The organism is Caballeronia sp. LjRoot29 (assembly GCF_964252755.1).
Classification (GTDB): Bacteria; Pseudomonadota; Gammaproteobacteria; order Burkholderiales; family Burkholderiaceae; genus Caballeronia.
The window spans coordinates 179,448-203,699 of record NZ_CAXUPU020000009.1 but is presented as its reverse complement, the minus strand read 5'-3'; the positions used below and the strand labels follow the sequence as shown (position 1 = coordinate 203,699).

19 protein-coding genes are annotated in these 24,252 nt (G+C 60.1%); 17 read left to right on the top strand and 2 right to left on the bottom strand.

The genetic code is table 11. The features are described 5' to 3' along the window. Positions 1-115 precede the first annotated feature (115 nt). Positions 116-1,327, bottom strand: a complete 1,212-nt coding sequence (locus tag ACSQ83_RS13585; protein WP_436228485.1) for a M20 aminoacylase family protein — start codon at positions 1,325-1,327, stop codon at positions 116-118. Between the two features lie 167 nt (positions 1,328-1,494). On the opposite strand from ACSQ83_RS13585, the gene ACSQ83_RS13580 reads away from it, so the two are divergent. Both ACSQ83_RS13580 and ACSQ83_RS13575 read left to right on the top strand, forming a co-directional pair. Further along, on the top strand, positions 1,495-3,576 hold the full coding sequence (locus tag ACSQ83_RS13580; RefSeq protein ID WP_436228484.1) for a molybdopterin-containing oxidoreductase family protein: 2,082 nt from the start codon (positions 1,495-1,497) through the stop codon (positions 3,574-3,576). A 164-nt stretch (positions 3,577-3,740) separates the two neighbouring features. Further along, the gene (locus ACSQ83_RS13575; RefSeq protein ID WP_436228483.1) at positions 3,741-5,414 is read left to right on the top strand and encodes a long-chain fatty acid--CoA ligase; all 1,674 of its coding nucleotides are present in this window, start codon (positions 3,741-3,743) and stop codon (positions 5,412-5,414) included. A 152-nt stretch (positions 5,415-5,566) separates the two neighbouring features. On the opposite strand, the gene ACSQ83_RS13570 is transcribed toward ACSQ83_RS13575, so the two are convergent. After that, entirely contained in the window at positions 5,567-6,727 is a 1,161-nt protein-coding gene (locus ACSQ83_RS13570) for a porin (RefSeq protein WP_436228482.1), read from the bottom strand. A 314-nt stretch (positions 6,728-7,041) separates the two neighbouring features. Between ACSQ83_RS13570 and coq7 the strand changes: the two genes are divergently transcribed. The 15 genes from coq7 to ftsA all read left to right on the top strand — a co-directional run bounded on the left by coq7 (position 7,042) and on the right by ftsA (position 24,251). Next, the gene (gene coq7, locus ACSQ83_RS13565) at positions 7,042-7,701 is read left to right on the top strand and encodes a 2-polyprenyl-3-methyl-6-methoxy-1,4-benzoquinone monooxygenase (RefSeq protein WP_436228481.1); all 660 of its coding nucleotides are present in this window, start codon (positions 7,042-7,044) and stop codon (positions 7,699-7,701) included. Positions 7,702-8,096: 395 nt separating this feature from the next. Continuing rightward, positions 8,097-8,525: a division/cell wall cluster transcriptional repressor MraZ gene (mraZ, locus tag ACSQ83_RS13560; RefSeq protein ID WP_097265458.1), complete on the top strand. Its 429-nt coding sequence runs from the start codon at positions 8,097-8,099 to the stop codon at positions 8,523-8,525. A gap of 28 nt (positions 8,526-8,553) precedes the next feature. Then, entirely contained in the window at positions 8,554-9,516 is a 963-nt protein-coding gene (gene rsmH / locus ACSQ83_RS13555) for a 16S rRNA (cytosine(1402)-N(4))-methyltransferase RsmH (protein ID WP_436228480.1), read from the top strand. Then, positions 9,513-9,857, top strand: a complete 345-nt coding sequence (gene ftsL / locus ACSQ83_RS13550; protein ID WP_299710121.1) for a cell division protein FtsL — start codon at positions 9,513-9,515, stop codon at positions 9,855-9,857. Before rsmH ends, ftsL begins: the two co-directional genes overlap by 4 nt. Next, entirely contained in the window at positions 9,854-11,719 is a 1,866-nt protein-coding gene (locus tag ACSQ83_RS13545; protein ID WP_436228479.1) for a peptidoglycan D,D-transpeptidase FtsI family protein, read from the top strand. The genes ftsL and ACSQ83_RS13545 overlap by 4 nt, the downstream gene beginning before the upstream one ends. After that, positions 11,716-13,260, top strand: coding sequence for a UDP-N-acetylmuramoyl-L-alanyl-D-glutamate--2,6-diaminopimelate ligase (locus ACSQ83_RS13540; protein ID WP_436228478.1), 1,545 nt, complete (start codon positions 11,716-11,718; stop codon positions 13,258-13,260). The genes ACSQ83_RS13545 and ACSQ83_RS13540 overlap by 4 nt, the downstream gene beginning before the upstream one ends. Beyond that, entirely contained in the window at positions 13,257-14,669 is a 1,413-nt protein-coding gene (locus tag ACSQ83_RS13535; protein WP_436228477.1) for a UDP-N-acetylmuramoyl-tripeptide--D-alanyl-D-alanine ligase, read from the top strand. Before ACSQ83_RS13540 ends, ACSQ83_RS13535 begins: the two co-directional genes overlap by 4 nt. 15 nt (positions 14,670-14,684) lie before the next feature. Continuing rightward, positions 14,685-15,854, top strand: coding sequence for a phospho-N-acetylmuramoyl-pentapeptide-transferase (mraY, locus tag ACSQ83_RS13530; protein WP_414949658.1), 1,170 nt, complete (start codon positions 14,685-14,687; stop codon positions 15,852-15,854). Between the two features lie 30 nt (positions 15,855-15,884). Continuing rightward, positions 15,885-17,396, top strand: a complete 1,512-nt coding sequence (murD, locus tag ACSQ83_RS13525) for a UDP-N-acetylmuramoyl-L-alanine--D-glutamate ligase (RefSeq protein ID WP_436228476.1) — start codon at positions 15,885-15,887, stop codon at positions 17,394-17,396. Further along, complete coding sequence (gene ftsW, locus ACSQ83_RS13520) at positions 17,393-18,721, top strand: putative lipid II flippase FtsW (protein ID WP_436228475.1); 1,329 nt, start codon at positions 17,393-17,395, stop codon at positions 18,719-18,721. Before murD ends, ftsW begins: the two co-directional genes overlap by 4 nt. Further along, complete coding sequence (murG, locus tag ACSQ83_RS13515; protein WP_436228474.1) at positions 18,718-19,863, top strand: undecaprenyldiphospho-muramoylpentapeptide beta-N-acetylglucosaminyltransferase; 1,146 nt, start codon at positions 18,718-18,720, stop codon at positions 19,861-19,863. Before ftsW ends, murG begins: the two co-directional genes overlap by 4 nt. After that, positions 19,860-21,272, top strand: coding sequence for a UDP-N-acetylmuramate--L-alanine ligase (gene murC, locus ACSQ83_RS13510; protein WP_436228473.1), 1,413 nt, complete (start codon positions 19,860-19,862; stop codon positions 21,270-21,272). The genes murG and murC overlap by 4 nt, the downstream gene beginning before the upstream one ends. Then, positions 21,269-22,216, top strand: coding sequence for a D-alanine--D-alanine ligase (locus ACSQ83_RS13505; RefSeq protein WP_436228472.1), 948 nt, complete (start codon positions 21,269-21,271; stop codon positions 22,214-22,216). The genes murC and ACSQ83_RS13505 overlap by 4 nt, the downstream gene beginning before the upstream one ends. 22 nt (positions 22,217-22,238) lie before the next feature. Continuing rightward, on the top strand, positions 22,239-22,991 hold the full coding sequence (locus ACSQ83_RS13500) for a cell division protein FtsQ/DivIB (protein WP_436228471.1): 753 nt from the start codon (positions 22,239-22,241) through the stop codon (positions 22,989-22,991). 27 nt (positions 22,992-23,018) lie between these two features. Then, the gene (gene ftsA, locus ACSQ83_RS13495; protein ID WP_031360698.1) at positions 23,019-24,251 is read left to right on the top strand and encodes a cell division protein FtsA; all 1,233 of its coding nucleotides are present in this window, start codon (positions 23,019-23,021) and stop codon (positions 24,249-24,251) included. The last annotated feature ends 1 nt before the right edge of the window (position 24,252 follow it).

Genomic DNA, 24,252 nt, shown 5'->3' with positions numbered 1-24,252 from the left:
TTCCAATGCATGTCGCCGGGACATCACTAAACAGCTGGAACACAAGCCGTTACTTCAAAAAAACACGCCCGCTTCAGCAGAGCGGGCGCATCGACATTCAACACGACTAACTCATTCAGCGCGTCGCTTGATCCGCTCCAGCGGCTAAGAACCTCTCCGCGAGCCGAACCCAATACGTAGATCCCACGGATAACAGCGCATCGTTGAAATCGTAGCTCGCGTTGTGAAGCGTGCAAGGCCCCAGCCCGTGCCCAGTGTCGCGATGTGAACCTTCGCCGTTCCCTAGAAACGCATAGCAACCTGGCTTCGCCAGCAGCATGAACGCAAAGTCTTCGGCGCCCATCGTTGGCTCGACGGTCGCGTTGACGTTTTTCTCTCCAACCACCTCCGTCATCACCGACGCCGCAAACTGCGTCTGCTCGGCGTCATTAATCGTCGGTGGATAGTTGCGATGAAAGTCGATGGAAACTTCGCACTCGTACGCCGCCGCAGTCGCCTCCGCAATCTTCCGCATCCGGTGCTCGATCAGATCGAGCGTCTCGACGGTAAATGTTCGCACCGTGCCACCGAGCCAAGCGTCATCGGGGACCACATTCGACGTGTCGCCAGCATGGATCTGCGTGATCGAAAGGACCGCGGTGTCGATCGGTTTCTTGTTTCGCGTGATGATCCCCTGCAGCCCATTGGCAATTTGAACTGCCGTGAAAACCGGGTCGCGTCCGCTGTGCGGCAACGCTGCATGTGAACCAATACCCTTGATATTGATGCGGAATTCATTGCTCGAAGCCATGATCGGGCCTGGCGTGACCCCGAACGATCCGGCGGGCATACCCGGCCAGTTGTGAATGCCGAACACGGCATCGACGGGAAATTGTTCGAACAGCCCGTCCTCGATCATCGCCTTGGCGCCGGCCCCGCCTTCCTCGGCGGGCTGGAAGATGAACACGATCGTGCCATCGAATTTGCCGTGCTCAGCAAGATGCTTCGCCGCGCCCAGCAACATGGCGGTATGGCCGTCGTGTCCGCACGCGTGCATGCGGCCTTCGTGCTGCGACCGGTGCCCAAACGTGTTGATTTCGGCGATGGGCAATGCGTCCATGTCAGCACGCAGGCCCACGCATCGCTTGCTCGAACCGCGCTTCAACACCCCTACAACCCCGGTTTTTCCCATGCCACGATGAACTTCCAGGCCCCATCGTTCGAGATTTTCGGCAACTAGCTTTGCCGTGCCGACTTCTTCATAGCGCAACTCGGGATGCGCGTGGATCGTTCGTCGCAGCGCCTTGATTTCCTCATGCGACGCTTCGATTTCTGGAATCAGATTCATAAACTGCCCTCTGTCTTAAAAGATAACTTTGCGCGTGCTTTCGTCCGCGTCGATTGCACCATTCTACGCCCGCGATAATTTATCGAGATGCGAGACGGCGAGATCGGCCAACCGTAATAAAATCGTCGTATCTGTCCGCTTTTTGCACATTCCCACCGGATATCCGTATGAACGCTCCCGCCGAATTCGCCCGCGCTGTCTGCCCGCACGATTGTCCCGACACCTGTGCGATGCGCGTCACCGTGAAGGACGGCCGCGCGATCAAGGTGACCGGTGATCCCGATCATCCGCCCACACAAGGCGTGCTTTGCACGAAGGTGTCGCGCTATGCCGAACGAACGCATCATCGGGATCGGTTGCTCACGCCCATGCGTCGCGTCGGTGCGAAGGGGGAGGGTCGTTTCGAAGCGGTGAGCTGGGACGACGCGTTGAAATTCGCTGCCGTGCGCCTGAATGAAATCGCGGCGCGCGCACCCGAAGCCATCTTGCCTTACAGCTACGCCGGCACCATGGGCCTGGTGCAGGGCGAAAGCATCGCTGCACGCTTCTTCAATGTGCTCGGCGCGTCGCGTTTGGACCGCACTATTTGCGCTGCAGCCGGCGCTGCGGGCTTGCGCTACACATACGGTGGCAGCCTCGGCATGCATACCGAGTATTTCGAGGAAAGCGAACTCATCCTGATTTGGGGCTCGAATTCGATCGCATCGAATCTGCACTTCTGGACGCGTGCGCAGGAAGCCAAGCGTCGCGGCGCGCGGTTGATTGCTATCGATCCGTATCGCTCGCTGACGGCTGAAAAATGCCATCAGCACATTGCGTTGAAACCCGGCACGGACGGTGCGCTGGCGCTTGGCATGATGAACGTGATGATCCGAGAAGGGCTGATCGATCAGGATTACATTGATGCCTACACGCTCGGCTACGATCAACTCAAGGCTCGCGCCGACGCTTATCCGTCGGCGCGTGTTGCGCAAATATGCGGGATCGACGAGCAGGTTGTGATCGATCTCGCGCGGGCTTTCGGATCGACGAAAAAAGCATCGATACGCCTCAACTACGGCATGCAGCGCGTGCGCGGCGGTGGCAATGCGGTCCGCGCTATTGCTTGCCTGCCTTCGCTCACGGGCGCATGGCGCGAGCGGTCGGGAGGCTTGTTGCTGTCGTCGTCGAGTTGGGCACCGGTCGATGTCAACGCGCTCGAACGGCCGGACTTGCTGCCGGGATGGCCATCGACATTGCCGCGCATGGTGAACATGAATGCTATTGGCGACGCGTTGCTGCACGCCGGCGACGCCAGCTTCGGTCCGAAAGTTGAGGCGCTGATCGTCTACAACTCGAACCCGGTCGCGGTCGCGCCCGATTCGGCGAAGGTCGCCGCTGGGTTCGCGCGCGAGGATCTGTTCACTATCGTGCTCGAGCATTTTCAGACCGATACCGCCGACTACGCCGACCTCATCTTTCCGGCGACCACGCAGTTGGAACATCTCGATGCCCACAAGTCATACGGCCATACGCATGTGATGGCGAACTTGCCCGCCATCGCTCCGGTCGGCGAGTCAAGGGCGAACACGGAGATTTTCCGCGGCTTGGCGAGAGCGATGGGGCTGGCGCATCCGGCGTTATTCGAAACCGATGAAGAGCTGGCATCGAAGGCATTCCGCTGGGACGATCCCGCGCTCGCCGGCGTGACCTGGGACACGCTGAAAACAAAGGGCTGGGCACAACTCAAGCTGGCGGAGGCGCCGTTTGCCGAAGGCGGTTTTCACACGCCATCGGGGAAGTGCGAATTTTTCAGCGAGCGTTTGCAACGTGCCGGGCTTGAGCCGGTGCCGGACTACCTGCCGCCGTACGAATCGGCCGAGTACGCGCCGGCACTCGCCGCGCGTTTCCCACTCGCAATGATCTCGCCGCCCGCGCGGAACTTCCTCAACAGCAGCTTCGTCAATGTGGAAAGCCTGCGATCGACGGAAGGGGAACCGCATCTCGACATGCATCCCGTCGATGCCCACGCCCGTCAGATCACCGAAGGTGAATTGGTCCGCGTATTCAACGATCGCGGTTCGATGCAGGCACGCGTGCGTGTCACCGATCGCGCGCGTGAGGGCGTCGTGGTGGGTTTGTCGGTATGGTGGAAGAAGCTGGCGCCAGATGGCTGCAACGCGAATCAGGTCACAAGCCAGGCGCTCACCGATCTCGGTGGGTCTGCAACATTTTATGACTGTCTCGTGGAGGTCGAGGCAGCTTACTAAGTCGAGAAAAATTGCGTGAAAGCCAGCAGGCGTAAGGGGAAGCAGGAACCGGTGAGATTGGAAGCTGGCGTCTAACCCGGTTGTCGGAATACGACCGAGCGGATAGGATGCGCTACGGGCTATTTTCGCACGACCATTCTAAAATCATACAAAGGAGACGCCGTATGGAAAAAATTTGGCTGAAGTCTTATCCGGCAGGCGTGCCCGAGGAAATCGATGCATCTCAGTACAACTCGCTTTCCGACCTGCTGGAAGAAAGTTTTCGCGAACATCGCAGCAAACGCGCGTTTGTCTGCATGGGCAAGTCGATCACCTACGGCGAACTCGACACGCTGTCCAGCCGGCTAGCTGCATGGCTCCAGGCGCGTGGATTGAAGACCGGCGCGCGCGTCGCGATCATGATGCCGAACGTGTTGCAGTACCCGGTCGCGATCGCCGCCATTCTGCGCGCGGGTTACGTGGTAGTGAACGTGAATCCGCTCTATACGCCGCGTGAACTCGAACATCAGTTGAGGGATTCCGGAGCCGAGGCCATCGTCGTGCTCGAGAACTTCGCGCATACGGTGCAGGCCGTCGCGAAAAACACGGCGATCAAGCACGTGGTGGTTGCGTCGATGGGCGACCTGATGGGTGCGAAAGGCGTGATCGTCAACTTCGTCGTACGGCGCGTGAAGAAGCTGGTGCCGGCATGGTCGCTTCCGGGCCACGTGAGTTTCAACGCGGCCCTCCGGCAGGGGGCACGCGAAACGCTCAAACTCATCAAGCAAGGTCCCGACGACATCGCTTTTCTCCAGTACACCGGTGGTACGACGGGCGTAGCGAAGGGCGCGATGCTGTTGCATAGGAACCTGATTGCGAACGTCTTGCAGTCCGAAGTCTGGCTCGAGCCCGGGCGCAAGAACCGGCCGGACATCGATCAGTTTGTGACCGTCGTGGCGCTGCCGCTTTATCACATCTTCGCGCTGACCGTTTGCGGCTTCCTGACCTTGCGCACGGGCGGCATGGGTATCCTGATTCCGAATCCGCGCGATATCCCGGGCACGATCAAGGAGTTGAAAGGCTTCCAGATCAACACGTTTCCTGCCGTGAACACGCTGTATAACGCGCTGCTTAACAATCCGGAATTCGCCAAGCTCGACTTTTCCAAGCTGATCGCGGCAAACGGTGGCGGCATGGCCGTGCAAGAAGCCGTGGCGAGGCGATGGTTCGAGACAACGGGTTCGCCGATCATCGAAGGTTATGGGTTGTCCGAAACATCCCCGTGCGTGACGTGTAATCCGGTGACCGCGACGGAATATACCGGCACCATCGGCTTACCGTTCCCGTCGACCGAACTTACCATCCGCGACGACGACAACAACGACATGCCGCTCGGTCAGCCCGGTGAGATTTGCATTCGCGGTCCACAGGTCATGGCGGGCTACTGGAATCGTCCCGACGAGACGGCCAAGGTGATGACCTCCGACGGCTTCTTCAAGTCGGGTGATGTCGGCATCATGGATGAGCGTGGATACGTGAAGATCGTGGACCGTAAGAAGGACATGATCCTGGTGTCGGGCTTCAACGTGTATCCGAACGAGATCGAAGATGTAGTGGCGAAGCTTCCGGGCGTGTTCGAAGTAGCGGCCGTCGGCGTGAAGGATGCGACCTCCGGTGAAGCGGTCAAACTGTTCGTTGTTCGCCGCGATCCGCATTTGACGGAAGCCGATGTGATGGCTTTCTGTAAGGAACGGCTGACCGGCTACAAGCGGCCACGCACGATCGAGTTCCGAACGGAGCTGCCAAAGAGCAATGTGGGCAAGATATTGCGCCGTGAGTTGCGTGACGGTAACGCCTGAGCACGGTTAAACCGCTGTAGAACGAAATAAATAGCAGGCCTTCGCATCGCAGGATGTGGAGGCTTTTTTATCGTTCGCGCTGAAACCCTCAGGACCGGCACGAAAAAAAGCGCCCGAAGGCGCTTTCAAGACAACCGTTTTATTAAGACTTATTAGAACTTGTGACGAATACCGACAATAGCCGCAACCTGGTTAGACGTCGATGACGCCGACAAACCGTTGATCTGAGCCGTAGCCGTGCGGTTGACCGAGTTCGTGCCCGATGCGTGTTGATAGATAGCATCGACATACAGGTCGGTACGCTTCGACAGGAAGTAGTCCGCGCCCAATACACCTTGATGGATCTTTTCGTTGGCGACGCTATATGCCTTCGTGTAGTCGTACGCTGCGCCAAGCAGCAACGCCGGGGTCAATTGATACTTGAAGCTAACTTCAGCGTTGTGGAACTTGGCGTTGCCGCCCGTTGCCGAGCCAGCTGGTTGGCCCGCTACGCCGGTTTGGCCAAGGTCCTTAAACTGCGTGTTGCTGTACGTTGCACCGACAGTTGCCGGACCGAATGTGTAAGCACCGCCAGCGGAGATCACCTGCTGCGTCTTAGCCGATGCAAAGCCCGAATACACCTGCGAGCCCGTCATGTTCGAGCCCGTCGTGCTCGACGTCGCGTTGTTGCCGAAGAACGAGAAGTTCGGGTTCTTGACGTTCAAGTAAGCAGCGCCCAACGTCAACGGACCTTGCGCATAGCCAATACCGCCCGAGAAAACCTGGTTGCGGTTGAATTGACCAGCAACGCCGCCCAGGCTGTACAAGCCGCCGAACGTGATACCACCGTAGTTCGCGCTTGCATACTTGATCGAGTTATTTACCCGATTCGAGTTGTTCATGTTGTCCAGATCGCCCGGGTGCGCAGCGTAGAACGTCGCCCACTGGCTACCGACTTCCAGCGCGCCGGTGTAGTCCACCACGGAGTCATATTGACGACCGAGGGTAACCGTGCCGAATTGGCTCGACAGGCCCACGTAGGCTTGACGGCCGAACTCGTCACCGCCTTGATTCAGCCTACCGGTGAAAACGTTAAAGCCGTTTTCCAACACGAACAGTGCCTTCAGGCCACCGCCCAGATCTTCGGTACCGCGCAGGCCCCAACGATCGCCTTGCAGATTACCGGCGCTCGTTCCGTAGAGCTTGCTACCACCGATATTGTTTGCATAGACGAAACCTGCATCGACAATACCGTACAGCGTCACGCTGCTCTGAGCGTGCGCGGCACCTGCGAATGTACCCAGCGCAGCCAGAGCGAGAAGCGACTTTTTCATTGATGATCTCCAGAGTGTTGAAACTGTTTGGCAAGGTCACTGTTCTTAGCGCCAGTGTGTTGACGTCCCCGCCGGTACTTCAAAATTGAAGTTGAACGTAATGTAACAAAGAGACTTTTAGCGACAAAGGAAAAGCGGACGCTTCATTACGCGTATGTGACGTTTACGCAACATGCGGTAAAATCAGGGTTTTCGGTCTATTTACGACCCGTATTTGCCCTAATTACACGTTTCGAAGAGTGGGTATTTGTTAGTTGGACGATCGGTCTCCGCCCATGCAAGATCGCTCAGGAGATCGAAACAGGAGTTATGAAATGACACTCGATGAACTGATCTCCGAGTTCGATCGTGGACTGCGGTCGATGACTGGCGTATCCCGGATGTCACGTCCCATACCGGAGGCTCCTCCGGTTCAGATGGACCGCGGTGAGTCGCTTGCCGACGACGCGGATACATCGCTAAGCGCGGAAGAGAAGGCTCACTCGGCCGCGTTGATGCGCGTGAACCACGTGGGCGAGGTGTGCGCGCAGGCGCTGTATCAGGCGCAAAAACTCGCGACCAACTCGACGACCTTGAAGCGCGGCTTCGAGGACGCGGCGCGCGAGGAAGAAGACCATCTCGCGTGGACCATGCAGCGTTTGCGTGACCTCGACTCGCGGCCCAGCCTGCTCAATCCCTTGTGGTACACCGGGTCACTGGCGCTGGGATTTATCGCCGGCAGGTTTGGCGACCGCGTCAGTCTCGGATTCATGGCGGAAACTGAACGTCAGGTAGAGAAGCACCTGAACAGCCATATGACAAGCCTGCCGGCGAACGACCACGCATCGCGGGCGATCGTCGAGCAAATGCGCACCGACGAAGCCGCGCATGCTGTCGCGGCCATCAACGCGGGCGGCGTCGAGTTGCCGTTTCCGGTGCGCGCGCTGATGCGCGCGACATCGAAGGTCATGACCCGCACGGCGTACTATATTTAATCTGTCACGCATCTCGTCGTCTGGCGGGATGCGCTCTTACCTCCCTCCTGGTTTCTGCGTTTCATCTGACCCGCAATACCTCGTGCGGGTCTTCATGAACAAAACCACTCCCACTTTTCGTCTGTCATTTCACGTACTACCTTCACATTCGCCACTACGTCATTCATTCATAACGCTTTTCGAAATTTCAGCCTACTTTAGCGGTCTGCGCTAAGTCATTGTTCTAACAAACAAAATTAGTCAAAAAACGCCAGATCGTATTGACCGGCGAAATCCGTTCCTCTACAGTGGGAAATGGTGTGAGAAAGTGTATTTTTGTGTGATTCAACGCTCACTTTCGGGCATATTCCAACAAAGGTGTGACGCGCCGCGGTGGCGCGAAGAGGAGAGGGCGAGTGTTCCAAGGGGCTTCGGCGCTATCGCTCGATGCGAAAGGACGGATGTCCGTCCCGTCTCGCTATCGGGAAGCGCTGCAAGGACAGGCAGAAGGCCGGGTTACGCTCACCAAGAGCCCGGATGGATGCCTGTTGCTCTTTCCTCGCCCTGAGTGGGAAATCTTTCGCTCGAAAATCGCTGCACTCCCTATGGACGCAATCTGGGTTCGCCGGATTTATCTCGGCAACGCCATGGATGTCGAGCTCGATAGCGCTGGACGGGTATTGGTATCGCCGGAATTGCGCGCGGCGGCATCGTTGACTAAAGAAGTGACGCTGCTTGGCATGGGTAATTACCTGGAAGTGTGGGACGCGGTGACTTACACCGAGAAGGAAAAAGCGGCAATGGCGCAAGGCATGCCCGACGCGCTGAAGAATTTTACGTTTTGACGCGGCGCTAAAGAACATGGCCCCTGCGATGAAAAACGAATTGCAGCATCGCACGGTGCTGCTGGATGAGGCGGTAGATGCGCTCGTCACACGTGTGGACGGTACTTATATAGATGGAACGTTTGGACGCGGCGGCCATAGCCGTCTGATCCTGACGAAGCTGACGGAAGCGGGGCGCTTGATCGCCTTCGACAAAGACCCGTTGGCTATTGCGACAGCAGCGCAGATTCAGGATTCACGGTTTTCCATAGTGCATGAAAGTTTCGCCTCGTTAGCCGATGCCGCTGCCGAGCGAGGAGTAGGGAAAGTGTCGGGCGTGTTGCTGGATCTGGGGGTGTCGTCGCCACAAGTGGACGACCCGGATCGCGGCTTTAGCTTCAGGGCCGACGGCCCGCTCGACATGCGGATGGACCCGAGCCGTGGCGAATCTGCCGCGGAATGGCTGGCGCGGGCAACGGTGCAGGAATTGACGGAGGTGATTAAAGATTATGGGGAAGAACGGTTTGCTTTTCAGATTGCAAAGGCGCTTGTTGCTCGCCGGGCAGAGTCCGATCGTCTTGGGCCTCTCGTCACCACGGGCGAGCTTGCCCAAATCGTGGGTCATGTCGTCAAAACCCGTGAGAAGGGTAAGGATCCGGCAACCCGCACCTTTCAGGCTATACGGATTCACATCAATCAAGAGCTTGCGGAGCTGCAAGTAGTTCTGGACGCAGCATTGGCGTTGTTGGAGCAAGGGGGGCGCCTCGTCGTGATCAGCTTTCATTCGCTCGAGGACCGGATCGTCAAACGTTTCATGCAGGCCCACGCAAGCGGGCCTGCGATCGACCGCCGCCTGCCGATCCGCGCCGCCGATCTGCCCAGTCCGCCGCTCAAGCCGATTGGCCGTGTCTTTGCGTCCGACGCTGAAGTCTCGGCGAACCCGCGCGCGCGTTCTGCTGTCATGCGCATTGCCGAGCGGGTTACTGCGCAGGCTTCCGGGACGGCGCCATGAACCGTCTCAACATCTTCCTCTTGATCGTTGTCCTCGGCTGCGCGCTGTCGGCGGTGAGCGCCTCGAACAAGCAAAGGCAGATTTTCATCAATGTGCAAAGGGCTCAGTCGGAAGAGCGCCAGTTGCAGCAGGATTTTTCTCAGCTTCAATATCAGCAGAGCGCGTTGTCGAAAACGTCGCGTATCGAGCAGTTGGCCACTACCTCTCTCAAGATGCTGCCCGTCACCACGGGACGCACGCAATATCTGAACTATGACCCGGCGACGTCGAAGGCAACGGACGCGCCGTTGCCTGCGCCCGTCCCGGCGTCGGCTCCTCCCGCACGCGGGGTGAAACGATGAAACCGTCGCCAAAGAAGAACAAGGGCGTCGCCTTCACGCCCAATCCCATTCTCTCGGTGCGCCTCCCCATGTGGCGCTCGAAGCTCGTCGTGTTCATGTTGTTCATGGCGTTCGTCGCGCTCGCGGGACGCGCGTTCTGGATCCAGGGTCCGGGCAACGCATTCTTCAAGAAGCAGGGTGAAAGCCGCTATCAGCGCACGCTCGAAATGCCAGCCACGCGCGGCCAGATCAAGGACCGCAACGGCCTCGTGCTCGCCACCAGTTTGCCAGTGAAGGCGATCTGGGCAATCCCCGAAGCCGTGCCCGATGACCTCGGCGCGGAGAAACTCGGCCAGCTCGCCACGCTGCTCGACATGTCGCCGAAGGAGTTGCGCGCGAAGCTCTCCATGGACAAGACCTTCGTCTATGTGAAGCGCCAGGTGCCCATCGAAGTCGCGCAAAAAGTCACGGCCCTCGATATTCCCGGCATTTATTCGCGCGGTGAATACAAGCGCTTTTATCCGGAAGGCGAGATCACCGCGCATCTGATCGGCTTTACTAATATTGAAGACAAGGGTCAGGAAGGCGTCGAACTCGGCGATCAGGGCGTGCTTGCTGGTACGCCGGGCATGCGTCGCGTGATCAAGGACCGGATGGGGCATATCGTCGAGGACGTGGACGAGCAGGTCGTGCCGCATAACGGCGACGACGTGGAATTGTCGATCGACAGCAAGATTCAGTACATCGCGTACACGAACCTGAAAGCGGCCGTGGAGAAGTTCAAGGCGAAGGCGGGCGCGGCGATCGTGATCGACGTGAAGTCCGGTGAAGTGCTCGCGCTCGTCAACTACCCGACCTACAACCCCAACGACCGCTCGCGCATGACCGGCGAGCAGTTGCGCAACCGGATCATGACGGACACGTTCGAGCCGGGCTCGATCATGAAGCCGTTCACCATTTCGCTGGCGCTCGATTTGCATCGCGTCACGCCGAATACGCTGGTCGATACGGGCGGCGGTTCGTTCGTGCTCGACGGCGCGCGCATCACCGACGACTCGGCGTTCGGCGTCTTGACCGTGGGTGGCGTGATCCAGAAGTCGAGCAACATCGGCGCGACCAAGATCGCGATGCAGTTGAAGCCTGAAGAGATGTGGAACATGTATACGAGCATCGGGCTCGGACAAGCGCCGAAGGTGGGTTTCCCGGGCGCGGTGTCGGGTCGGCTGCGTCCATGGAAAAGCTGGCGCCGGATCGAACAGGCGACCATGTCGTATGGCTATGGTTTGTCAGCGTCGCTGTTCCAGCTGGCCCGTGCCTACACGGCAATCGCGCATGACGGACAAGTGTTGCCCGTCTCCATTTTCCGCACGCCGGGCGACACCGCCGTGACGGGTCCGCAAGTGTTTTCGCCGACTACAGCCCGCGAAGTGCGCGCCATGCTGGAAACGGTGACCGCGAAGGGCGGCACGTCGCCGGATGCAGCGGTGCCGGGGTATCGCGTGGGCGGCAAGTCGGGTACGGCTTACAAGCACGCAGGACGCGGTTACGATAAATCGCGGTATCGCGCATCGTTTGTCGGCATGGGACCCATGCCTGATCCGCGCATCGTGGTGGCGGTTTCTGTCGATGAACCGACGGCCGGCAGTCACTTTGGCGGCCAGGTGTCAGGTCCGGTGTTCTCGGCAATCGCCGGCGACACCTTGCGTTCGCTGAACATTCCGCCCGACATGGCGGTGAAGCAGATGGTGGTGTCCGATGACCCCGCCTCCAGCACGCCCGCCACCGACATCAAGAAGCCGAACGCGACGAACACGAACGCGAACCAGCCGAAGAAGCTGAAGGTATCGACGAATCCGAAGAATCACCCGGGAGTCGTTCGATGAGCGGTCTGGATCTGGTCAAGCAGCAGGCGCAGATCGCGAAGGCGGTTGAGTGGCTGCGTGCGCACGCCGATGCCAGCGCGCAATTGCACGCCGACTCGCGCTCGCTGAAACCGGGCGATGTGTTTTTTGCCTATGCGGTGGATGGTGCGGACAGCCGTCCTTTTATCGATGCCGCGCTCGCAAATGGCGCCGCTGCCGTGCTGTATCAGCCGGAGAATTTCACCGGCAAGCCGGATGCGTCACGTACGTTGGCGGTCAAGGTGCTGAATGAACTCGCCGGGCCGATTGCGTCGGCGTGGTACGGCGAACCCACGGAATCCATGCTGCTCGCGGGCGTGACCGGAACGAACGGCAAGACGTCGTGCAGCCATTGGCTGGCAGCGGCGCTGTCGGCGTTGGGAACGCCCTGTGCGGTGGTCGGGACGCTCGGAAGCGGCATGCCCGGCAAGCTCGTGCATTCCGGTTTTACAACGCCCGACGCACCGCAATTGCAACGCACGTTTGCCCAGTTCAAGACTGACGGCGCGAAGGCCGTGGCGATGGAAGTTTCGTCGCATGCGCTGCATCAAGGGCGCGTGAACGGCACGAAGTTCGACATCGCCATCTTCACGAACCTGACGCAGGATCACCTGGACTATCACGGCACGTTCGCCGCGTACGAAGGGGCGAAGGCGAAGCTGTTCGCGTGGCCGGCGTTGAAAGCCGCCGTCATCAATCGTGACGACGCGGCTGGTCAGCGTTTGATTACATCGTGTCACGGCAGGACGCGAACGATTGCGTATGGAATCGCTGAAAACGCCACGGGCGCTGAAGTAAAAGCCGACGCGTTGCTGCTTGCCAGTAACGTGCGCGCGACCGCGACGGGCACAGCGTTCCACTTGAGTTCCGACTGGGGTGATGCCGACGTGGAAGTCGCGACGCTCGGCGAGTTCAACGTGAGCAACCTGCTCGGCGTGCTCGGCGCTTTGCTGGCAGCGCACATTCCGCTCGATGCCGCGCTCGCGCAGATCGCGAAGCTCGAACCAGTGAACGGACGCATGCAACGTCTCGGCGGCCGTTTGCAGAACGACGAGCCGTTGGTCGTCATCGATTACGCGCATACGCCGGACGCACTCGAGAAAACGCTGGCAGCGCTGCGGCCTATCGCCGAAACGCGTGGCGGCCAGCTGATCTGCATGTTCGGCTGCGGCGGCGATCGTGACGCGACCAAGCGTCCGCTGATGGGTGCTATCGCGGAGAAGAATGCGGATCACGTCGTCATCACCAGCGACAACCCGCGCGGAGAAGATCCGCTTGCGATCATCGATCAGGTTGCTGCGGGCTTTCAGGACGCGTCGAAGGCGCGCCGCATAGAAGACCGCGCGAGCGCGATCCTTCAGGCGATCCGCACCGCGGCGCGTGAGGACGTGGTCGTGCTGGCGGGCAAGGGCCACGAAGCGACTCAGGAAATCATGGGAAAGAAGCGCGCATTCTCCGATCAGGATCACGCGCGCCTGGCGCTTGCCGCTCGCGCCACGCAAGCACGCGGAGGTGGCGAATGACGCTCTTCACTCTACGCGATGCCGCGTTGCAGATTCCGGGCGCGATCGTTATCGGCGATGAAAACATCATGTTCGATCGGGTATCCACAGATAGCCGCACGGCCGGTCCGGGCGATCTGTTCATCGCGATCAAGGGCGATCGTTTCGATGCCCACAACTTCCTGCCGCAAATCGCGGAGCGCGGTATTGCGGCGGTGTTGGTCACGCGCACGCCGGACGATTTTCAGGTGCCCGCGATCAAGGTCAAGGACACGCGCGAGGCGCTCGGCGCATTGGCTCATGGCTGGCGCAAGCGTTTTACGATTCCGCTGATTGCAGTCACCGGCAGCAATGGGAAGACTACGGTCAAGGAAATGATCGCGTCGATCCTCGCGGCGGCTGTGGGCGAAAACGCGCGGCTCGCGACGGCGGGTAATTTCAACAACGACATCGGCTTGCCGTTGACGTTGTTCCGTCTGAACGAAACGCACAAGTTGGCAGTCATCGAGCTCGGCATGAATCATCCGGGCGAAACCGAAACGCTTGGCAAGATCGCCGCGCCCACGGTTGCTGTCGTCAACAACGCGCAGCGCGAGCATCAGGAATTCATGGCGACGGTCGAAGCGGTCGCGCTGGAGCATGCGTCGGTGATTCACGCACTGGCCGCCAACGGTACAGCCGTTTTCCCCGCCGACGACAAATACGCGAGCATCTGGCGCGTCGCCGCGACGGGCAATCCGATCCTGGATTTCGCGTTGCATACGGATGCATCGCAAACGGCAGCAGCCGTGACCGGCAAGCTCGTTGGCGCGACACTCAAGATCAACACGCCGCAAGGCGCGCTCGAAGTCGCGTTGCAAGTGCTCGGCGAACACAACGCGCGCAACGCGTTGGCGGCGACGGCGGCCGCTATTGCCGCGAACGTTTCCCTTGATGCCGTCAAGCGCGGGCTCGAAGCATTTCAGCCGGTCAAGGGCCGCCTGCAAGTCAAGCGCGCGGCGCTTAAACCGATCGAAGGCGCGACGGTTATCGACGATACGTATAACTCGAATCCCGACTCCATGCGTGCAGCTATTGACGTGCTCGCATCGCAACCATCGCCGCGTGTGCTGGTCATGGGCGACATGGGCGAAGTCGGCGATCAGGGCCCGGCGTTTCATCGCGAGGTGGGAACGTATGCAGCCGAACGCGGCATTGATGCGCTGTACGCACTCGGCGACGCAAGCATGGATTCGGCCAAAGTCTTCGGCATAGCAGCACAGCATTTCACCGATATCACCTCACTCATTGCAGCACTCACCGGCGCGGGCTTCGGACCCGACGCCACGTTTCTCGTGAAAGGTTCGCGCTTCATGCAGATGGAACGCGTGGTGGACGCCGTGACGAGTCCACACCAACCCGCAGCGGGCGTAATGCCCGCTGCGCACTGAAGAAGAAGGACCAGCATGCTACTCGCACTCGCGCAATGGCTTCAGAATGACGCCAGTTTTATGCGCGTGTTTACCTACCTCACGTTCCGCGCAGTCGGCGCGACGATCACGGCGTTGTTCGTCGGCCTCGTCTGCGGCCCGTGGGTGATCCGCAAATTGACCTCGCTGAAAGTAGGTCAGGCCGTGCGTACGAACGGCCCGCAAACGCATTTGGTGAAGTCCGGCACGCCGACCATGGGTGGCGTGCTGATCCTGTTGGGCATCGCGTTTTCCACGTTGCTGTGGGCTGACCTGACCAATCGCTTCGTGTGGATCGTGATGCTTGTCACGTTCGGCTACGGCGTGATCGGCTGGGTCGATGACTACCGCAAGGTCGTGCATAAAGATCCGCGCGGAATGTCGTCGCGGGAAAAGTATTTCTGGCAATCGGTGATCGGTTTGTTCGCCGCCGTGTATCTCGCGTTCAGCGTGTCCGAAGCAAACAACGCACGCGTATTCGACCTGTTCATGGCCTGGGTGCGAAGCGGTTTATCGATGGGCTTGCCCGCGCGCGCCGACCTGATGCTGCCGTTCCTCAAATCGATCAGCTATCCGCTCGGCACGTGGGGCTTCATTGCGATGACGTATCTGGTGATCGTCGGCTCGAGTAACGCGGTGAATCTCACCGATGGTCTCGACGGTCTCGTCATCATGCCGGTCGTACTGGTGGGCGCGTCTCTTGGTGCGTTTGCTTATGTGATGGGCAGCTCGGTGTATTCGAAGTACTTATTGTTCCCGCACATTCCCGGGGCGGGCGAATTGCTGATTTTTTGTTCTGCAATGGGTGGCGCGGGGCTCGCGTTTCTCTGGTACAACACGCACCCCGCACAAGTCTTCATGGGCGATGTAGGCGCGTTGGCGCTGGGCGGCGCGCTTGGGACTATCGCCGTGATCGTGCGGCAGGAAGTTGTGCTGTTCATCATGGGCGGCGTGTTTGTCGCGGAAACGCTCTCCGTGATGATGCAGGTCAGCTATTTCAAGTACACGAAAAAACGCTTCGGCGAAGGGCGGCGCATCTTCAAGATGGCGCCGCTGCATCACCATTTCGAGTTGTCGGGATGGAAGGAAACGCAGGTCGTCGTGCGCTTCTGGATCATCACGCTGATGTTGTGTCTGTTTGGTTTGTCGACGCTGAAACTGCGTTGATTTTTAGTTGGCCGGGAAAAAGGTAAAGCGATGTTTGGCGAGAAGTTCTTTGATCGGCAGAGTCCGATGGCGCTTGTGCTGGGGCTCGGTGAATCCGGCCTCGCGATGACGCGATGGTGCGCGCGTCACGGGTGCCGTCTGCGCGTGGCCGATACCCGCGCCACGCCGCCGAACCTCTCCGAGCTCGCAGTGCATGGCATCGATGCAGAGTTTGTCGGCGGTGAATTCACGCCGGCGCTGCTTGATGGCGGTATCGAGATTGTTGCAATCAGCCCGGGACTGTCGCCTCTGGCTGATGATTTGAGGCCGCTCCTCGACGCCGCGCGGGAACGCGGCGTCCCTGTGTGGGGCGAGCTGGAATTGTTCGCGCAAGCGTTGAAGTCGCTCGGCGCGAACGGCTATGTGCCCAAGGTAATTGCTATTACGGGCACCAACGGCAAGACCACGACGACCGCGCTGACCGGGTTGTTGTGTGAACGTGCCGGCAAGACCGTGGCGGTGGCGGGAAACATCAGCCCGGCGATGCTGGACAAGTTGAGTGAAGCAATCGACAACACCGCGCTGCCCGATGTCTGGGTGCTGGAGTTGTCCAGTTTTCAGCTTGAGACAGCACACTCGTTCGCGCCAGACGCTGCTGCTGTGCTGAACATTACGCAAGATCATCTGGACTGGCATGGCGGCCTCGACGCTTACGCTGCCGCGAAGGGCCGCATCTTCGGTGAGAAGACCGTACGCGTGTTGAATCGTGACGACGCGCGGACCATGGCGTTGGGATTGGGAAATCCCGCGCTGGTGGTGACGTTTGGTCTGAACGAGCCGAAGCGTCTCGGCGATTACGGCCTGTTTCGCGAGAACGGTATCGCTTGGCTCGCGCAAGGCAACGACCGCGATCTCAGCGATGAACCCACGCCCGCGCGCCGGCGTAAAAGCGATATTGCTGCCGAGCCGAACGTGTATTCGAAGCGCCTGATGCCCGTCGATGCACTGCGCGTTCGCGGCCTGCATAACGCCGCGAATGCGCTGGCGGGTTTGGCGCTCGCACGGGCCATCGATTTGCCTCTGGCATCGCTTCTTCACGGCTTGCGTGAATATCAGGGCGAGCCGCATCGCGTGGAAGTGATCGCGCAAATTGAAGGCATTGATTTCGTCGATGACAGCAAAGGCACGAATGTCGGCGCGACCGTCGCGGCGCTCGATGGCCTGGCGCAAAAGACGTTGCTGATCGCCGGTGGCGACGGCAAGGGCCAGGACTTTTCACCGCTCGAAGCGCCCGTCGCACGTTGGTGCCGGGCAGTGATGCTGATTGGCCGCGATGCGCCGCGCATTCGCGAAGCGCTCGCGGAAACGGACGTGCCCTTGCACGACCACGCGACGCTCGAAGCCGCGACGCAAGCGGCCGCAAAGCTGGCACAACCGGGCGATGCGGTATTGCTGTCGCCCGCGTGCGCGAGCTTCGACATGTTTAAAAACTACGCACATCGCGCCGATGTATTCCGGCAAGCGGTGGCTGATATTGCGGCAGAACGGGGAGTGATGCTATGAGCTGGTCCGAACGCTTTGGCTCAAAACTGACCGGTCAACGCAACGCCGTTGCCAACGACAGCGCCACGCTTGGCGGACGCGCGTCGCGTACGGGCGGCGTGGGCTCGCTGGGTGGCATCGGTGCGCGTGTGGCTGAGCGGACGAGTGGTATTTCGAGCGCGGTGAACGGCGTGACGCCCATTCGCTCGCGCATGCTCGACTACGACTACTCGCTGCTGTGGGTGACCATCGCGCTGCTCGGGATAGGGGTCGTGATGGTGTATTCAGCTTCCATCGCGATGCCTGATTCACCCAAATACGCGCAGTACAAAGACTACTTCTTCCTGGTGCGTCACCTTGTATCGATCGCGACAGCTGTCGTGGCGTCGATCATCGCGTTCAAGATTCCGGTGTCGACGTGGGACAAGTACGCGGCGAAGTTCTTCTTGGCGTCGTTGTTCCTGCTCGTGATCGTGCTGATTCCGCATATCGGCAAGGGCGTGAACGGCGCGCGTCGATGGATTCCGCTCGGCATTACGAACATGCAGCCGTCGGAAATCATGAAGCTCGCCGTGACCATCTACGCGGCGAACTACACGGTGCGCAAGCAGGAGTTCATGCATAGCATCGGCCGCGGCTTTTTACCGATGGCCGTCGCGGTAGGTTTCGTCGGCGCGTTGCTGCTGCTCGAACCGGACATGGGCGCGTTCATGGTGATCGCGGTGATCGCGATGGGCGTGCTGTTCCTTGGCGGCGTGAACGCCAAGTTGTTCGGCGGTTTGGTGGCAACGGCAGTGGGCACGTTTGCGTTGCTCGTGTGGGCGTCGCCGTGGCGTCGTGAACGGATCTTCGCTTACCTCGATCCGTGGGACGACCGCTATGCACAGGGCAAGGCGTATCAGCTCACGCACTCGCTGATCGCGTTCGGCCGTGGCGAATGGTTCGGCGTGGGGTTGGGCGGTAGTGTCGAAAAGCTTAACTACCTGCCGGAAGCGCACACCGACTTTATCCTCGCGGTGATCGGCGAAGAACTCGGCTTTGTCGGCGTGCTGGTCGTGATCCTGCTGTTCTATTGGATCGTGCGGCGCGCATTCGAAATCGGCCGTCAGGCGCTCGCGCTCGATCGTACGTTTGCCGGCTTGATGGCGAAAGGTATCGGCCTTTGGTTCGGTGCACAGACCTTCATCAACATGGGCGTGAATCTCGGTCTTTTGCCGACCAAAGGCCTGACGTTGCCGCTGGTGAGCTACGGCGGTTCTGGCATCTTGCTGAACTGCGTCGCGCTTGCGGTGCTGATGCGCGTGGACTACGAAAACCGGGTGCTCATGCGCGGAGGAAAGGTATGACGGTTTCGACGTCAACTCGCGCAGGCACGCTGATGGTGATGGCCGGCGGCACCGGGGGACACGTGTTCCCGGGGCTCGCGGTCGCTCACTGGATGCAGGCGCGCGGCTGGCGTGTCGTGTGGCTCGGCAACGCGTCGGGCATGGAGGCGACGCTCGTGCCGAAGCACGGTATCGCGATGGAATACGTGCGCTTTGGCGGCGTGCGCGGCAAAGGCATCAAGACGAAGCTGATGCTGCCGGTGAATCTGCTGCGCGCATGTTCGCAAAGCTTGCGCGCGCTGCGCACGGTGAAGCCGGACGTGGTGCTCGGCATGGGTGGATACATCACGTTTCCGGCGGGTTTGATGTCAAAGCTGAGCGGCACGCCGCTCGTGCTGCACGAACAGAATTCAATCGCGGGACTGGCTAACAAGGTGCTCGCGCATATCGCCAAACGCGTGCTGGTCGCGTTCCCGGATGCGCTGCCGAATGCTGAATGGACCGGAAATCCAATTCGTGCGGAACTTGCTGAGGCTTTGCCACCCAAAGAACGCTACGCCGCACGCAATGTCGATGCTAAAGCGCGTCTTAACGTTCTGGTCGTCGGGGGCAGTCTGGGTGCAGCCGCTTTGAATGAAACCGTGCCGAAAGCGCTTGCGTTGCTCGATCCTGCGATGCGTCCGCGCGTCGTTCATCAAGCGGGCGCGAAGCATATCGATGCGTTGAAAGCGAACTATGCGGCGGCGGGTTTGACATCGGACGAAGACGTGCAGCTCGTGCCGTTTATCGACGATATGGCGAGCGCCTATGCCGCAGCGGATCTCGTGATTTGCCGCTCGGGTGCGATGACCGTGTCGGAGATCGCGGCCGTTGGCGTGGCGGCGTTGTTCGTGCCGTTCCCCTTCGCTGTCGATGACCACCAGACCACCAACGCCGCATTCCTCGCCAATGCGGGTGCGGCCCACTTAATACAACAGCGCGATTTGTCGGCGGAAAAACTCGCTGGCTGGTTGCGCGAACAGACTCGCGGGACGCTTGCCTCAATGGCCGGGAAAGCACGCGCTTTGGCGAAACCCGACGCGGCTGAACGCGTCGGCCGGGTCTGCGCCGATGTAGCCGGCTTGAGCGCGCTGATGCAAGCGCCGAAGGAAATCCAGCCATGAAACATATCGTCAAACACATTCACTTTGTCGGCATCGGCGGCGTGGGGATGAGCGGCATCGCGGAAGTGTTGCTCAACCTCGGCTATCAGGTCAGCGGTTCGGACCTGACGAGTAACGGCATAACCGATCGCCTCGCCACGCTGGGCGCACGCGTGGCGATTGGGCATCGTGAAGAGAATATCGACGGCGCGAATGCCGTGGTCGTGTCGACTGCTGTTCGCTCCGATAACCCCGAAGTGCTGGCCGCGCGTCATCGCCGGATTCCGATCGTGCCGCGCGCCGTGATGCTCGCGGAACTGATGCGCCTGAAGCAGGGCATCGCGATTGCCGGTACGCACGGCAAGACCACGACCACGTCGCTGGTCGCCAGCGTGCTGGCCGCGGGCGGACTCGATCCTACGTTCGTGATCGGCGGCCGTTTGATCAGCGCGGGCGCGAATGCGCGGCTCGGTACGGGTGATTTCATCGTGGCTGAAGCCGATGAATCGGACGCGTCGTTCCTGAATCTTTTCCCGGTGATCGAAGTCATCACGAACATCGATGCCGATCACATGGACACCTACGGCCACGACTTCGCGCGGCTGAAGCAGGCGTTTATCGAGTTCACGCATCGGCTGCCGTTCTACGGCATCGCAGTGCTGTGCGTCGATGATCCGAACGTGCGTGAAATCCTGCCGTTTGTATCGAAGCCGATCATCCGATACGGCCTGGGTGCCGAAGCGCAAGTGCGCGCGGTGAACGTGGAAGCGCACGACGGCAAGATGCATTTCACGGCGCTGCGTGAAGATGCAACGCCGTTGGACATCGTGCTGAACCTGCCGGGCACGCACAACGTGCAGAACGCTTTGGCTGCTATTGCAATTGCGACTGAACTTGAAGTCTCCGATGCCGATATCCAGAGGGCATTGCAAGAATTTACCGGTGTAGGCCGGCGTTTTCAGCGCTACGGCGAAGTGAAAGTGAAAGCGTCTGAAGGCGGCGCGTACACGCTGATCGATGACTACGGTCATCACCCGGTCGAGATGGCCGCGACGGTCGCGGCGGCGCGCGGTGCATTTCCGGGCCGTCGTCTTGTGCTCGCGTTCCAGCCGCATCGATACACGCGCACGCGCGATTGCTTCGAAGACTTCGTGCGGGTGTTGTCCACGGTCGACGCCCTCGTGCTCACCGACGTCTACGCGGCAGGCGAAGCGCCGATCGTCGCCGCCGATGGCCGCGCGTTGGCGCGTGCGATTCGCGTAGCGGGGAAAGTGGAGCCGGTGTTTGTCGAAACGGTGGACGAGATGCCGGACGCGATTGCCACGCTGGCGCGCAATGGCGATGTAGTGATCACGATGGGTGCGGGTTCTATCGGTGGCGTATGCGGCCGATTGACAACACAAGTTCAGGATTCGAAGGTTTTGAAATGACAAGCAACGTGATCGACCCGAAGGTGTTCGGCAAAGTGGCCGTGCTGCTTGGCGGGGAAACGGCTGAGCGTGAGGTATCGCTGAATTCGGGACGTCTGGTGCTGCAGGGATTACGCGATGCCGGCATCGATGCGCATCCGTTCGATCCGGCGGAACGGCCGTTGGCCGAGTTGAAGTCCGAAGGGTTTGCGCGGGCGTTTATCGCGTTGCATGGCGGCTACGGCGAGAACGGCCAACTGCAAGGCGCGCTCGATTTCTACGGCATCAAGTACACGGGTAGCGGTGTGCTCGGTTCAGCGCTCGGCCTCGATAAATTCCGCACGAAGCTGGTGTGGCAGCAAACCGGCGTGCCCACGCCGCCGTTTGAAGTCGTGATGCGCGGCGATGACTATGAAGATGCGGCGCAGCGGAGCATTGCGAGACTCGGTTTGCCGCTGTTCGTGAAGCCGGCGAGCGAAGGATCGAGCGTGGCCGTGATCAAGGTGAGGAGCGCGGAAACGATGGTGCCGGCGCTGATCGAAGCGGCGAAGTTCGACAAGGTCGTGCTGGTCGAGAAAAGCATTGAAGGCGGCGGTGAGTACACGTGCTGTATCGCGGGCGACCTGGACTTGCCGATCATCAAGATCGTGCCGGCCGGCGAGTTCTACGACTACAACGCGAAGTACATCGCCGACGATACGCAATATCCGATTCCCTGCGGTCTCTCGCCCGCCGACGAAGCGCGCATGAAGGTACTTTCGCGCCGCGCGTTTGACGTGCTCGGCTGCACGGACTGGGGCCGCGCGGATTTCATGATGGACGGCGACGGCAATCCGTACTTCCTGGAAGTGAACACGGCGCCGGGCATGACGGATCACTCGCTGCCGCCGAAAGCGGCGCGTGCGGTCGGCATCAGCTACAAGGATCTGGTGGTGAAAGTGTTGTCGTTGACATTGCAAGACTGAACTGAAGCAGACGAAATCGAACATGTGGAATAACGCTCGCCAGTTGAACCTCACGGCCAACGCACTGCACGTATTGCTCGTGTTCGTGCTGCTTGGGGCCGCCGGTTACTGGGCAATCCAGCGGCCGGAGTTCCGCCTGCGCGAGATCCAGATTGATGGCGACACGTTGCACATCAATTCGCCGACCGTGCGCGCAAGCGTGGTGGGGCATTTGAAGGGCAACTATTTCACCGTCGATCTCGATGCTGCACGCACCGCGTTCGAACAAATGCCGTGGGTGCGCCACGCGAGCGTGCGGCGCGTGTGGCCGAATGTGCTGGCGGTGACGCTGGAAGAATTCAAGCCGCTCGGCACGTGGGGGACGGATCAACTGGTGAGCGTGGACGGGGATCTGTTCACGGCCAACCAGGGCGAGCTCGATGACGACCTGCCCGCGTTCGAAGGGCCGGACGGATCGGCGAAAGAAGTGGTGGCGCGCTATCACGATTTCACGAAGTGGTTCGCGCCGCTCGACGCGCATCCGGAAGAAGTCATCTTGTCGCCGCGATATGCGTGGACAGTGAAGCTTTCCAACGGCACGCAGATCGAATTGGGGCGCGAGCGCAATCAGGACACGTTGTTCGATCGCAGCAAACGGTTCGTGGCGGCGTGGCCGGCGGTGACGGGGCGGTGGGGAAATGACATCGAATACGCGGATTTGCGCTATCCGAACGGCTTCGCAGTCAAGGCAGCCAACATGCGTTTTATCAGCGACACCGACAAAGCGAAGAAGTAAGCAGACATCACAGGCAATGAGCACCCTATGAGCAAAGACTACAAAGACTTGCTGGTCGCCCTCGACATCGGGACGTCGAAGGTGGTGGCTATCGTCGCCGAATTGAAAGGCGAAGGCCACTACGAGGTGATCGGGCTCGGCCAGAGCGACTCGAAGGGATTGAAGAAGGGCGTAGTGGTGAATATTGAAGCCACCGTCCAGTCGATCCAGCGCGCGCTCGAAGAAGCCGAACTGATGGCCGATTGCAAGATCACGAATGTGTTCACCGGCATCGCCGGCAGCCACATTCGCAGCTTCAATTCGAGCGGCATGGTTGCCATCAAGGACAAGGAAGTTACGCAGACCGACGTGGCGCGCGTGATCGAAACGGCCAAGGCGATCAACATACCGACCGATCAGCAGGTGCTGCATATCCTGACGCAGGAATTCATCATCGATGGGCAGGAAGATGTGCGCGAGCCGATCGGCATGAGCGGCATCCGGCTGGAAGTGAAGGTGCACATCGTGACGGGCGCGGTGAGCGCGGCGCAGAACATCGTGAAGTGCGTGCGTCGTTGTGGCCTGGAAGTGAACGACCTGATCTTGCAGCCGCTGGCTTCGTCGCTGGCGGTGCTGACGGAAGACGAGAAGGAACTCGGCGTGGTGCTGGTGGATATCGGTGGCGGCACGACCGACATCGCCATCTTCAGCGAAGGCGCGATTCGTCATACGGCGGTGATTCCTATCGCCGGCGATCAGATCACAAGTGACGTGGCCATGGCTTTGCGCACGCCCACGCCCGATGCAGAAGATATCAAGGTTAGCTACGGAATCGCGAAGCAGGCGCTGGCGGACCCGGACGAAATGATCGAAGTGCCGGGACTTGGCGAGCGCGGTCCGCGCACGCTCTCGCGGCAAGCGCTGGCGGCTGTGGTCGAGCCGCGTGTGGAAGAACTGTTCTCGCTCGTGCAGCAGGTCGTGCGCGAGTCGGGCTACGAAGAATTGCTGAGCAGTGGCGTGGTGCTGACCGGCGGTGCATCGATGATGCCCGGCATGGTCGAACTCGGCGAAGACATCTTCCTGAAGCCGGTGCGTATCGGCGTGCCTGAATATGCAGGCGGTCTGGCCGATGTCGTTCGCAATCCGCGCTATTCCACCGCGATGGGTTTGCTCGTCGAAGGCCGTTCGCAACGCATGCGCGGCCGCAAGGTCGCTGTGCAATCCGGATCGATGGGACAGGTTTTGGGACGCATGAAAGATTGGTTCCTGGGAAATTTCTGAA